This window comes from Paraburkholderia sp. MM5477-R1 (genome assembly GCF_050436385.1).
Taxonomy (GTDB): domain Bacteria; phylum Pseudomonadota; class Gammaproteobacteria; order Burkholderiales; family Burkholderiaceae; genus Paraburkholderia; species Paraburkholderia tuberum.
Genome location: NZ_JBNDMC010000009.1, coordinates 86,168 through 97,819 on the forward strand (window position 1 = coordinate 86,168; position 11,652 = coordinate 97,819).

At 66.1% G+C, this 11,652-nt stretch carries 12 protein-coding genes; 6 read left to right on the forward strand and 6 right to left on the reverse strand.

What is annotated here, in order from left to right:
• Positions 1-29 precede the first annotated feature (29 nt).
• A complete protein-coding gene (locus OKW35_RS43365; protein ID WP_429555286.1) occupies positions 30-698 on the forward strand; it encodes a hypothetical protein in 669 nt (222 codons plus the stop codon).
• Between the two features lie 101 nt (positions 699-799).
• Positions 800-1,543 carry a response regulator gene (locus OKW35_RS43370; RefSeq protein WP_184052280.1) on the forward strand — a complete coding sequence of 248 codons (744 nt, stop codon included), beginning with the start codon at positions 800-802 and terminating at the stop codon, positions 1,541-1,543.
• A gap of 94 nt (positions 1,544-1,637) precedes the next feature.
• On the opposite strand, the gene OKW35_RS43375 is transcribed toward OKW35_RS43370, so the two are convergent.
• The 4 genes from OKW35_RS43375 to OKW35_RS43390 all read right to left on the reverse strand — a co-directional run bounded on the left by OKW35_RS43375 (position 1,638) and on the right by OKW35_RS43390 (position 3,552).
• Entirely contained in the window at positions 1,638-2,309 is a 672-nt protein-coding gene (locus tag OKW35_RS43375; protein WP_184035706.1) for a flagellar basal body L-ring protein FlgH, read from the reverse strand.
• Between the two features lie 121 nt (positions 2,310-2,430).
• Positions 2,431-3,144 carry a hypothetical protein gene (locus OKW35_RS43380; RefSeq protein WP_429408134.1) on the reverse strand — a complete coding sequence of 238 codons (714 nt, stop codon included), beginning with the start codon at positions 3,142-3,144 and terminating at the stop codon, positions 2,431-2,433.
• Positions 3,145-3,147: 3 nt separating this feature from the next.
• Complete coding sequence (locus tag OKW35_RS43385) at positions 3,148-3,306, reverse strand: DUF6726 family protein (protein WP_041734448.1); 159 nt, start codon at positions 3,304-3,306, stop codon at positions 3,148-3,150.
• 54 nt (positions 3,307-3,360) lie between these two features.
• Complete coding sequence (locus tag OKW35_RS43390; RefSeq protein ID WP_260331864.1) at positions 3,361-3,552, reverse strand: hypothetical protein; 192 nt, start codon at positions 3,550-3,552, stop codon at positions 3,361-3,363.
• A 392-nt stretch (positions 3,553-3,944) separates the two neighbouring features.
• Here OKW35_RS43390 and OKW35_RS43395 point away from each other — a divergent pair, with 392 nt between their 5' ends.
• Positions 3,945-4,685: a response regulator gene (locus OKW35_RS43395; RefSeq protein ID WP_429555287.1), complete on the forward strand. Its 741-nt coding sequence runs from the start codon at positions 3,945-3,947 to the stop codon at positions 4,683-4,685.
• Positions 4,682-5,989 (forward strand): ATP-binding protein, encoded by a 1,308-nt coding sequence (locus OKW35_RS43400; RefSeq protein ID WP_429555288.1) that lies wholly within the window; start codon positions 4,682-4,684, stop codon positions 5,987-5,989. The genes OKW35_RS43395 and OKW35_RS43400 overlap by 4 nt, the downstream gene beginning before the upstream one ends.
• 189 nt (positions 5,990-6,178) lie before the next feature.
• Here the strand turns inward: OKW35_RS43400 and OKW35_RS43405 are convergent, their stop codons facing one another.
• Positions 6,179-7,054, reverse strand: a complete 876-nt coding sequence (locus tag OKW35_RS43405; RefSeq protein WP_429356245.1) for a tyrosine-protein phosphatase — start codon at positions 7,052-7,054, stop codon at positions 6,179-6,181.
• 353 nt (positions 7,055-7,407) lie between these two features.
• Between OKW35_RS43405 and OKW35_RS43410 the strand changes: the two genes are divergently transcribed.
• Both OKW35_RS43410 and OKW35_RS43415 read left to right on the forward strand, forming a co-directional pair.
• Entirely contained in the window at positions 7,408-8,667 is a 1,260-nt protein-coding gene (locus tag OKW35_RS43410; protein ID WP_429356246.1) for an MFS transporter, read from the forward strand.
• Positions 8,668-8,694: 27 nt separating this feature from the next.
• Positions 8,695-9,960, forward strand: coding sequence for a D-amino acid dehydrogenase (locus OKW35_RS43415; protein ID WP_429555289.1), 1,266 nt, complete (start codon positions 8,695-8,697; stop codon positions 9,958-9,960).
• A gap of 197 nt (positions 9,961-10,157) precedes the next feature.
• Here the strand turns inward: OKW35_RS43415 and OKW35_RS43420 are convergent, their stop codons facing one another.
• Positions 10,158-11,627, reverse strand: a complete 1,470-nt coding sequence (locus OKW35_RS43420; protein WP_090802122.1) for a glutamate synthase subunit beta — start codon at positions 11,625-11,627, stop codon at positions 10,158-10,160.
• Between the last annotated feature and the right edge of the window lie 25 nt (positions 11,628-11,652).

Here is an 11,652-nt window from a genome sequence, read left to right on the forward strand (position 1 = left end):
ATTTCGTGACCGGGATCGGGCGCTGCCTCATGACCTCGTCGCCGACCGTGCGCGCGCCAGCGGCAACCAGGCATTCGCGCCTGGGTCTGGTCGCCTCGCTGATATGCCGGCGTCGTTGCGCCCTCGCCGCCTTCGCCGCGACGCTGACGCTCGCGCTCGACGGCTGCGCCTGGACGCTGATCCAGGCCGCCGACGCCACCGGCTCGGTCATCCAGGCCGGCTACGCGATCGCGTCGAACTACTCGTCGCCGACCTTCGTCAACGGGCGGCCCGCGGATTTGCAGCACGTCTGCATCGAAGTGAACCCGACGGTGTCGGTCGGCGATTTCGTGCCGGCGCTGCAGCTCGCGCTCGAGCGGCGCGGTATTCGTTCGGACGTCTACAATCCGGGCACCTCGCCGGCCGGCTGCGAAGCGCGGCTCGTCTACGACGCCGCGATCGACTATGGCCGCCGCTCGTTCAGCGACGAATCGATCCAGTACCTGTCGATCATCGATCTGACGCTGATCCAGGGGGGCCGCATTCTGGTCACCGCGCGCTATCAGACCGGCGGCCTGAACACCGACCGTTTTTCGTCGGCCTCGGTCAAGCTCGGCGGACTGATCGAGCGGATGGTGGTCGATCGGACCGATTTCCCGCGTCAAGCGCAGCAACAGCAGACCCTGCAAACCTCGCAGGCCTTCCCGCCGCCCCACTGAGTGCTCGCGGCTTTGCTTTCGCTTGCAGCGCCTTACACGGGAAAGGATTGGAAAGCGGTATACGCTTTGCGCGGCCCGTGCGCATCACTAAGATGACCTGAATGAACCAGACCATCCTGATCGTCGATGACGATCCCGTCGTACGCGAGCTCGTCGGCGAATATCTGCACGGCCGCGGCTTCAAGGTCGCCATGCTGGAAAATGGCTTGGCGTTGCAGCGCAGATTGCAGCAGGAGCGTCCCGCGCTCGTCGTGCTCGACATCATGATGCCAGAGCTCGACGGCATCAGCGCGCTGCGCGCCTTGCGTGTCGCCGGCGACGACATTCCCGTGATCCTGCTGACCGCGCGCGCCGATCCGATCGATCGCGTGATCGGCCTCGAACTCGGCGCCGACGATTATCTCGGCAAGCCTTTCGAACCGAGCGAGCTCGTCGCGCGGATTCGCACCGTGCTGCGGCGTCGCGGCTCGATCGCGCCGGGCGCGCCCGAACAGCGCGCGCCCTATCATTTCGGCCGCTTCGAAGTGAACTTCCCCGCGCGCGAACTGCGCCGCGACGGCGAACGCATCACGCTGCGTTCGAGCGAATTCGCGATGCTGAAGGTGTTCGTCACGCACGCGATGACCGTGCTCACGCGTGCGCAGCTGCTCGAAAAACTGCACGGCAATAGCGAAGCGCATCGCAATCGCAGTCTCGACGTATCGATCTGGCGCTTGCGTCGATTGATCGAAGTGGACCCGTCGGAACCGCGCTACGTGCAGACGGTGTGGGGACGCGGCTACGTGTTCGTGCCGGACGGCGAGATCGGCGCGGCCGAACGCGGGCTTGCGCCGCCGCTCGGTTAGCGGCGCCGGATGGTCGAAGCCGGTTGATGCGGCCCACGCGTCGCACGTAACGCGCAGCGCGGTGTCGCGCGCACCGCGCTGACCCGGCTGACGGTCAAAACGTCAGCACACTCAGAAACATCCTCTGCAGCCAGCCCATCGTCGTCGCATCGTTGACCATGCCGAGGCCCGCCTGCTCGATGCGCGCGTTCGCGACCTTGCTCGACGCGACGTAATTGCCTGCTTCGATGTCCTTGGGATTGACGATGCCCGAGAGTCGAAGACGGTCGCGGGTCCCGCTCATCGCGATCACCTTCTCGCCTGATACGACGAGATTGCCGCCCGACACCGTGCCGATCACGGTCACGGCTAGCGTGCCCGTCATGTCGCTGATGTCGCTCAGATTGCCCTGCCCTTTGTAGTCGGTGCTGGCAGAGCCGATGTTGAATAGTTTGGCGAGTCGCGCGGCGGCATTCGTCGATTGATCCGCGGCAGTCGCGGTGATGCTGCTCGTGCGGTTCGCCGACGCGCTGGCGCTGTTGTTGCCGCTATACGATTCCGACAGCCGGATCGTCAGCACGTCGCCGACGTGCTGCGCGCGCGGCGTCTCATACAGCAGCAACGGCGCGCCGGCCTGATAGATCGCGCCTTGCGTGTTGACGTTCAACGGCGCGGACGCGAGCGGCGGCGCCATCGGCGTTTCGACGATCGACCTGGTCTGCGCGCTCGAACAGGCCGCGAGACAGCTCGCGGCGCCGAGCACGAGGGTGAGACGTAGCGCGGTCATGCTGGCTCCGTGGCGGAAAGGATGAAAGGAGTCGAAGTGAGGCGGCCTATCCGGACACCGCCCGGTTTCGGCGTTGGGATCGCACCGGTAATCAGGGTTGCCTGGCAAACGTCAGCCCGCGTCAGCCCGCGTCGGCGCCGCTCGCCTGCCATTGCCGCACGACCGCTTTCATCCACGCATCCGAGCCCTTCAGCAGATACGTGAGCGTGCCGTTGCGGCTGCCGGGCAGAAAGCACAGCGTGATCGAACTCACCGCGTTCTCCCATACGTACATCGGCATCGCGCCCGGCGCCGCCGCGTTGCGCGTCGCGAGACGCGGCGGCCCGTAACGATCCTCGAGCGCGTCGCGCAGATCCTCCGCGGTCAGCTCGTCGACCACGAACGACATCTCGTAGAGACGCAGCGCGCCCTGCCCGTCAATGCGCGCGAAGCGCATCACGTGTTCGAGCGCCGGCGCACCATCGACCACGGCCTGCGACACCGCCCAGCGTTCATCATCGCGATGCGCCCAGCGGCATGCGACGCTCAGGCTATCGTGCGACTTCAGCCGCATGCCGAGCGCTCCGGCCTGCACGTCCGTCTCGCAGATCGGCACGCTGCCGACCGGCGTCGCGCGCACGGTCGAGCCCGCACGGAATTCGTCGATCGTGATGCCGAGCGCGACGCCGCGAAACGAAAACGGCGCGTCCGGCGAGCGCCGCCGCGTGTCGGTGACGACGCTATTCGATGCCGCGCTGGCCGCCTTCGCACTGCGCGCGACGAGCTGTGCATGCGCAGCGCACGACAGCACGCCGCCGAGCAGCATCAGTGCACCAACCATCCGGGTGAGCGTCATGATTCAATCGATCGCGGAAGCGCACATGTCGAAAGGCGTCGCCGCCGCATGGCCGACGACCGGCAGCACTTTCAGGGTCGCCGCCGTGACCCGGCACGGCAGCGCCGCGGCGCCGCAGCCGCCGAGCGGCAACAGCAGCGCGCCGGCAACGAGCCACGCCACGGCGCGCCGCCGCTGCTCAGTAGTTCTGGATAACGGCACGCGGACCTCGCCGATTCACGCAGTCGTGTTGAGCAGATGGCCGATGAGCCCCGTGCCCGGCGCAGGCAGTGCAGGCTTCCCGAGCCCGGCGCTCTGCTGCGATTTCGCCGCTGCGCCCGTGGAGTTTGAACTGGCGGATTTCTCCGTGGCCGGCTTATTCGCCAGCGAGGAGAAAGGCGTGGAACTGAGCGTATTGTGGATCGTCATGATGGACCTCGCGAAGGTGCGCATTGCGCACCGGTGTCGGTTGAACGCCGCGCGCCGTCGTCCGAGGCAGCGGGCCTCGTTCGGCGTGCGGCGCGACTTGCTGCGGAACCAATCATCGCGCCGCGCGGGTGCCGACGATGGGCGAAGCAAAGCACGCTTTCGCGCGGTTGTTACGATCCGTTCCGTGGGCTTGCGAGGGCTTTCGAGTGCTTGCCAACTGTTGTCATCGCGTGCCTGTCGTCGCGCAGAGCCGGATCAGGCAGTGCTAAAGTAAGCGCTGCACCTTCGCTGATCCGCCCCGGCGCGAGCCCGCCAGCACCGAGCGGCACACAGTAAGCGTTGGTAAGGAAATGCCCGGTCGCGCGTCGGGCGGGCCAGTCTAGAATTTCGCCATGAATCCACAGGTCCTTATCGTCGACGACGATCCGGTCGTACGCGATCTGCTTTGCAAGTTTCTGCAGTCGAACGGCTTCGATGCGTCCGTGCTGCATGACGGCACCCATTTGCAGCGTCGTCTCGAGCGTGAGCGGCCGTCGGTCGTCGTGCTCGACATCATGATGCCGAACACCGACGGCCTGCGCGCGCTCACCGCGTTGCGCGCCGCCGGCGACGACATCCCGGTGATCTTCGTGACCGCGCGCGGCACGGTGGCCGACCGCATCGTCGGCCTGTCGCTCGGCGCGGACGACTATCTGACCAAGCCGTTCGATCCGCGCGAACTGCTCGTGCGGATCCAGACCGTGTTGCGCCGGCGCGGGCCGTCCACCACGAGCGCGCCCGAAGCACGCAAGCGCCATCGCTTCGGTCCATTCGAACTGGACTTCGCCACGCGCTCGCTGAGCCGCGACGACGCCAAGCTGCCGCTGCGCGACAGCGAATTCGCGCTGCTGAAGATCTTCGTCAACAATCCGTACAAGGTGCTGTCGCGCGTGCTGATTCACGATCTCGTGCATCGCGACAACCTCGCGTTCCGCGACCGTAGCCTCGACGTACCGATCTGGCGCCTGCGCCGCGTGATCGAGGACGACCCGTCGAACCCGTGCTACGTGCAAACGGTGCGCGGCAAGGGCTACGTGTTCGTGCCCGACGCCAACGGCACACCCTTCGAGGACGGGGCCGCCCCGAGCGCATGAGAAATCCGCTGAACACGCTGTTCGGCAGAATGGCGTTGCTGTCGGCGGCGGTGCTGTTCGCGATTCAGGCGAGCTGGTTCGTGCTGGTGACGATGCAGCCGCCGCGCCATGAAATCGACGGCTTCGCGCGCGGCATTCTGCTCGTGCTGCAGGCGATCAACGGCGAGCCGATCAAGGGCGCCGCGCTCGCGCCGGCGATGCGCGTGCATCTGGTGCCCACCTGGAACATGCCGACCAGCGTGCATCTGCGCGAGCCGCACGAGCATATGGTGGTCGAACTGAGCCGGCACCTGCGTGAGAACCTGCCGGCCGGCACGCAGATCGCCGTTGACGATCTGCGTCCGCCGCAACTGTGGGTGCTGGTCCCGGGCAAGTCGAACTGGGTCGTCGTGCCGGTCGACCTGCCGCCGCCGCCGCGCTTTCTGATCGAATCGGTGTCGATGCTGGTCGCCGGGCTGATCCTGTCGTTGTTCGCGGTGTGGCAGATGCAACGGCCGTTGTCGCGCGTGGCCGATGCGTCGCGCGCGTTCGGCTCGGGCGGGCGGCCCCAACCCGTGCCGGTGCAGGGCCCGCGCGAGCTGCGTGAGCTGATCGGCTCATTCAACGACATGATGCGGCGCCTGAACGAAGCCGGCGACGACCAGGCGGTGATGCTCGCCGGCGTCGCGCACGATCTGAAGGCGCCGCTCACGCGCCTGAAGCTGCGCGCAAGCGTGCTGGTCGACGAAAACGAGCGCGCGGGCCTGATCCGCGACGTCGATTCCCTGACCAACATCGTCCAGCAGTTCCTCGAATTCGCGGGCCAATCGGCGGACGCCGGACCGCCCGTCGAAGTCGACGAGTTCTTGCGCGAGCAGTTTTCCTCGGGCGATTACGCGGAGGCCGCTGAAACCGCCGAAGCGGCGGACCCCGCCGAAACCCCGCTGTTCGCGCTCGATCTGCGCGCCGGCCCCTCGTTCACGCTGCCGCGCACGCTGCTCGACCGGCTCGTGACGAACCTCGTCGACAACGCGCTCGAACACGGCATGCCGCCGGTGGAAATCTCGACCGCGTGCAACGACCGTCATTGGACGATCAGCGTGCGCGACCACGGCGCCGGCATTCCCGACGACCGCATTGCCGCGGCGATGAAGCCGTTCGTGCGGCTCGACGCCGCGCGCGGCGGCGAAGGCCATTGCGGGCTCGGTCTCGCGATCGTCGCGCGGCTCGCGCACGATCGCGGTGGACGCTGCCTCGTGCGCAATCACGCGCAGGGTGGGCTCGAAGTACGGATCGAATTGCCGGTGGACCCGGCGCTGTCGTAAGGATGTTCGCAGGCAAACGCGGCGCGAACCGGACACTTACCTGCCCTTACCGCATCGACTGTCGCGCGGGGTGCGGCCTTATAGTCACCCCCGCAACCTTGATGCAGCCCTTCCCGGTCCGCCCGCACCTCTGCGGCGGACTTTTTTTTGCGCTGCAGGAAGGCCACCAAAGCGCGCCAGCGAAGCGCGTCAATGCACGAGCCGATTGCGCAGCGCGTCGACCGTCGCCGTGGAAAGACCGAGGCCTTGCGTCAGGTAGCTCGCCATCGTGCCGTAGCTCGCCTGCACCTGGTCGAAGCCCGCCTGCAGATAGTTCTCGTCCACGTCGAGCAACGGCGCTCTCGCCGTCGCGATGGCCGCGCCTTCCTGCGCGCGCAGCGTGGTGGTTTGCGCGGCGATCGATGGCGCGAGATAGACGTTGCTGAGCAGGTAGTCCTGCATGATCACGTCGAGCGGAACGTTGGCGATGCTGAGCAGCAGCGCCGCGACCCAGCCCGCGCGATCCTTGCCCGCGTTCGAGTGGAATAGCTGCGCGCCCGTGCCGTCGGCGAGCGCGCCGAGCAACGCGCCATAGGCGGCTCGCTGCGGGCCGCCCGTCACATACGCGCGCGCCTGCGCCTGCATGAACGCGACGGCGTCGACGGGAGAATCGACCGGGGGCGCGACGAAGTCGTTCGTGCCGAGCACGTTCAGCGTCGAGGATGTCGCGCCGCTCGGCAGCACGTCGGCGGCGCGTGCGATTTCGGCGGGCGTGCGCAGGTCGTAGACCGACACGATACCGAGCTTGTCGAGCGTCGCCGTGTCGGTGCCGCTCAGCGTCAGCGCGTTCGCGCGATAGAACACGCCGCGCCGCATCTGTTTGCCGTCGACGGTCAGGTAGCCGGCACCCGCGCCGCCGACATCGCGGAAGTTGCTGACCGACACGAGCCGCGGCGTAGCCGGCTGATCGGCTTCGAGACTACCGCCGCAGGCGGACAGCAGCGTGCTGCCGAAACCCGCGGCCAGCATCGCACCGGCCGAGCCCCTCAGAAAGCGTCGCCGCGCCGCCGACGCTTCGCCGGGCATGCCGCGCTCCACGGGCACGGTCGTGCTCGCAAGGGCGCGGAAAGGCGAACGGTTTTTCGCGGTAACGGACATCGGGGCGACAGGTGTATAGGAGGATTGCGTGGGGCAGCCGGGGCTGCAGACGCAGTTTAACGTTGACCAATAAATTTTGCGTTACATCGTAGGGGTTAGTAAGAAAAAAGAGGGACGGTTGGCCCACCGATTTCCGTTCCCTTGCGGTGCCTTATCGGCCGTTACCGCGCGCACGCCCTTTTTGACCCCAACTGGCCTCACGACGCCGCATCCCCGTAGAATACTGACACCCTCCCATCCGGCCCCCGCAGGCACAAGAAACCTGGAGACCACAACAAAACATGTCTTCTCTCCAATGGTTCACCGAGCTGACCCCGCGCGAGCGTCGCACGCTATTCGCCGGTTTCGGCGGATACGCGGTCGACGCGTTCGACTTCATGATCTACTCGTTCCTCATCCCGACGCTGATCGCGACGTGGGGCATGAGCAAAAGCGAAGCAGGCATGATCGCCACCAGCTCGCTGATTTCGTCGGCGATCGGCGGCTGGCTCGCCGGCATTCTTGCCGATCGCCACGGGCGCATCCGTGTATTGCAATGGACGATCGCCACCTTCGCGATCTTCACGTTCCTGTCTGGCTTCACGCAGTCGTTCTGGCAGTTGCTCGCCACGCGTACGCTGCAGGGCATCGGCTTCGGCGGTGAGTGGTCGGTCGTGACGATCATGATGGCCGAGACGATCCGCTCTCCACAGCATCGCGCAAAGGCGGTCGGCACCGTGCAGAGCAGCTGGTCGTTCGGCTGGGCGGCCGCGGCGATCGTCTACTGGGCGGCTTTCGCGCTGCTGCCCGAGCAGTACGCGTGGCGCGCGTGTTTCTGGGTTGGCCTGCTGCCCGCCGCATGGATCATCTATATCCGCCGCAACGTCAGCGACCCCGAGATCTTTGTCGCGACGCGTCGCGCGCGCGAAAGCGGCATCAACACGTCGCACTTCATGCAGATCTTCTCGGCCGCGCATCTGAAGACAACTGTGCTCGGCAGCGCGCTGTGCACCGGCATGCTCGGCGGCTACTACGCGATCACGACGTGGCTGCCCACTTATCTGAAGACCGAGCGCCATCTGTCGGTGTTCAATACGAGCGGCTATCTGATCGTGCTGATCGTCGGTTCGTTCGCCGGCTATATCGTCGGCGCGATTCTGTGCGACAGGATCGGCCGGCGCGCGTCGTTCGTGCTGTTCGCGGTCGGCTCGTTCGTGCTCGGCATGGTCTACACGATGCTGCCGATCACCGACACGATGATGCTCGCGCTCGGCTTCCCGCTCGGCATCGTCGTGCAGGGGATTTTCGCGGGCATCGGCGCGTATCTGTCGGAGCTGTATCCGAACGAAATCCGCGGCTCGGGGCAAGGCTTCTGCTACAACCTCGGGCGCGGGCTCGGTTCGTTCTTCCCGATACTCGTCGGCACCTTCGCGCAGACGATGACGCTCGTGAAGGCGATGGGCATCGTCGCGGGCGCGGGGTATCTGCTCGTGATCGTCGCCGCGTTGTGCCTGCCGGAAACGAAGGGCAAGGTGCTAGGGGCGGCTGGCTCCGCCGCTTGAGATCGTCTGACACCGCAGTTCCCAATCATGAAAACGATCGTACTCGGCGGCGGCGTCATCGGCGTCGCCACTGCTTTTTATCTGTGCCAGCAAGGCTGCGACGTGACGGTGATCGAGCGCGAACCCGACGTCGCCCTGTCCACGAGTTTCGGCAACGCCGGCGTGATCGCGCCGGGCTACGTGACGCCATGGGCCGCGCCCGGCATGCCGGTGAAAATCCTCAAGTACCTGTTCAAGCCGGCCTCGCCGCTGATCTTCCGGCCGACGCTCGATCCGGCCCAATGGCGCTGGATCGCGCGCTGGCTGCGCGAGTGCGACCTCGACCGCTTTCGCGTGAACAAGCAGCGTATGCAGCGCATCGCGTACTACAGCCGCGCTTGCCTGCACGAATTCCGCGGCCGTCATCCGTTCGACTACGGCCGCAGCCAGGGCTATCTGCAACTGTTTCGCAGCGAGTACGACGTCGAACTCGCGCAGCCGGCGCTTGCGGTGCTGCGCGAGGGGGGCATCGTGCATCGGGAAGTCAGCGCCGCGCAGTGCGCGGAGATCGAGCCCGGTCTGCGCTGGGCGCGTCAAGCGCCGTTCTCGGGCCTCTATCTGCCCGACGACGAAGCCGGCGACTGCGCGCGCTTCACCCGCGAACTGCGCGCGATCTGTGAACGCAATGGCGTGAGCTTTCGCTTCGACACGCGCGTCACGTCGCTCGATGTCGAGGGAGCGACGGTGCGCGGCGTGCGTATTCAAAGCGAGCAGGGCGCGCAGACGCTGCAGGCCGACGCGGTGGTCGTCGCGCTCGGCGTCGATAGCGCGGCGTTGCTCGCGCCGCTCGGCGTGAAGGTGCCGCTCTATCCGGTGAAGGGCTATTCGGCCACGCTGCCTGTGATCGACGAGGAAAAAGCGCCACGGGCGGCACTGATGGACGAATCGCTGAAGACGGCGATCACGCGCTTCGGCAACAACCTGCGCATCGCGGGTACGGCGGAGCTCGGCAATCGCCAGACGACGTTGCGCGAGCAGGCGCTGCAAACGCTGCTCACGGTGCTGCGCGACTGGTTTCCGCACGCGGCCAATCCGACTTCCGCGCACTTCTGGGTCGGCCACCGGCCGATGACGCCCGATGGCACGCCGCTGCTCGGCCCGTGCAACATCGACAACTTATGGCTGAACCTCGGGCACGGCTCGACGGGCTGGGCGATGTCGATGGGCTCGGCGCGCGTGGTCGCGGATCTGATCGCGCAGCGCAAACCGGAGATCGATCTCGACGGTCTGACGCTCGCGCGCTATCGCCAATGAGGCGGACATAACGCACCGCGACGGGATAAAAGAAAACCGGGCTCCCCCTTCCAGGCGAGCCCGGTTTCTTTTTTACTGCATTGCTTTCCCGCTACAGGTGCCCTTCATGGGGCGCCTTGTCGTCTCCACGTCTTCCTGCAAATCGTGGCCGGCGCGCGCGGCCTGGAACGCCAGGCACGCACACCGGCTGAAGACGCTTAACGCGGCAGTTCCGAATGCCCCATCAGGAACGCATCGACCGAACGTGCGCACTGACGGCCTTCGCGAATCGCCCACACCACGAGCGACTGGCCGCGGCGCATGTCGCCTGCCGTGAACACCTTGTTCACCGACGTGTAGTACGCCTTGTCGCCCTCGGTCGTGGCGCGCACGTTGCCGCGCGCATCCTTGTCGACGCCGAACGCTTCGAGCACCGGCGACACCGGCTGCGTGAAGCCCATCGCGAGCAGCACGAGGTCGGCCTTCATTTCGAATTCGGAGTTCGGCACTTCGACCATCTTGCCGTCCTTCCATTCGACGCGCGCGGCGATCAGCTTCTCGACCTTGCCGTTCTTGCCTTCGAGACGCTTGGTCGCGACCGCCCAGTCGCGCTCGCAGCCTTCCTCATGCGACGACGACGTGCGCAGCTTGATCGGCCAGTACGGCCATACGAGCGGCTTGTTCTCTTCTTCCGGCGGCTGCGGCAGCAGTTCGAACTGCGTGACGCTCTTCGCGCCGTGACGGTTCGACGTGCCCACGCAGTCGGAACCGGTATCGCCGCCGCCGATCACGACGACGTGCTTGCCCTTCGCGACGAGCTGGTTCGGCACTTTGTCGCCGGCGTTGACCTTGTTCTGCTGCGGCAGGAATTCCATCGCGTAGTACACGCCTTCGAGCTCGCGGCCCGGCACCGGCAGATCGCGCGGCATTTCGGAACCACCGGCGATCACGACCGCGTCGAACTGTTCGTTCAACTCGGCCGGCGTGATGGTTTCCTTCGCCGTGTTGCCGATGTGCGCCGGCAGCGAGTCCGGCTTGCCGATGAACACGTTGGTGCGGAACGTCACGCCTTCGCCTTCCATCTGGCGCATGCGGCGGTCGATCTGCCACTTCTCCAGTTTGAAGTCGGGGATGCCATAACGCAGCAGGCCGCCGATCCGGTCGTTCTTCTCGAACACGGTCACGTCATGACCGGCGCGCGCGAGCTGCTGCGCGGCCGCGAGACCCGCGGGGCCCGAGCCGACCACGGCGACCTTCTTGCCGGTCTTGTGCTTCGGCGTTTGCGGCGCGACCCAGCCTTCGGTCCAGGCTTTGTCGATGATCGCGTGCTCGATCGACTTGATGCCGACCGGGTCGTCGTTGATGCCGAGCGTGCACGCCGCTTCGCACGGTGCCGGGCAGATGCGGCCCGTGAACTCGGGGAAGTTGTTGGTCGAATGCAGCACTTCGATCGCGTTCTTCCAGTCCTGACGGAACACCAGGTCGTTGAAGTCCGGGATGATGTTGTTGACCGGGCAGCCGCTGTTGCAGAACGGAATGCCGCAGTCCATGCAACGCGCGCCTTGAATCTTCGCTTCGTCGTCGGTCAGTGCCGCGACGAATTCCTTGTAGTGCTTCACACGCGTGAGCGGAGCCTCGTACGTCTCGTGGCGACGTTCGAACTCGAGAAAACCGGTTGCCTTGCCCATGTGGTTCTCTTCTCTATCTGTATCT

Bases quoted from the DNA above. Each gene is read 5' to 3' on its own strand.
- OKW35_RS43410 (WP_429356246.1), top strand. From the start codon at position 7,408: ATGTCTTCTCTCCAATGGTTCACCGAGCTGACCCCGCGCGAGCGTCGC.
- OKW35_RS43400 (WP_429555288.1), top strand. From the start codon at position 4,682: ATGAGAAATCCGCTGAACACGCTGTTCGGCAGAATGGCGTTGCTGTCG.
- OKW35_RS43380 (WP_429408134.1), bottom strand. From the start codon at position 3,144: ATGACGCTCACCCGGATGGTTGGTGCACTGATGCTGCTCGGCGGCGTG.
- OKW35_RS43415 (WP_429555289.1), top strand. From the start codon at position 8,695: ATGAAAACGATCGTACTCGGCGGCGGCGTCATCGGCGTCGCCACTGCT.
- OKW35_RS43420 (WP_090802122.1), bottom strand. From the start codon at position 11,627: ATGGGCAAGGCAACCGGTTTTCTCGAGTTCGAACGTCGCCACGAGACG.
- OKW35_RS43405 (WP_429356245.1), bottom strand. From the start codon at position 7,054: ATGCCCGGCGAAGCGTCGGCGGCGCGGCGACGCTTTCTGAGGGGCTCG.
- OKW35_RS43395 (WP_429555287.1), top strand. From the start codon at position 3,945: ATGAATCCACAGGTCCTTATCGTCGACGACGATCCGGTCGTACGCGAT.
- OKW35_RS43375 (WP_184035706.1), bottom strand. From the start codon at position 2,309: ATGACCGCGCTACGTCTCACCCTCGTGCTCGGCGCCGCGAGCTGTCTC.
- OKW35_RS43390 (WP_260331864.1), bottom strand. From the start codon at position 3,552: ATGACGATCCACAATACGCTCAGTTCCACGCCTTTCTCCTCGCTGGCG.
- OKW35_RS43365 (WP_429555286.1), top strand. From the start codon at position 30: ATGACCTCGTCGCCGACCGTGCGCGCGCCAGCGGCAACCAGGCATTCG.
- OKW35_RS43370 (WP_184052280.1), top strand. From the start codon at position 800: ATGAACCAGACCATCCTGATCGTCGATGACGATCCCGTCGTACGCGAG.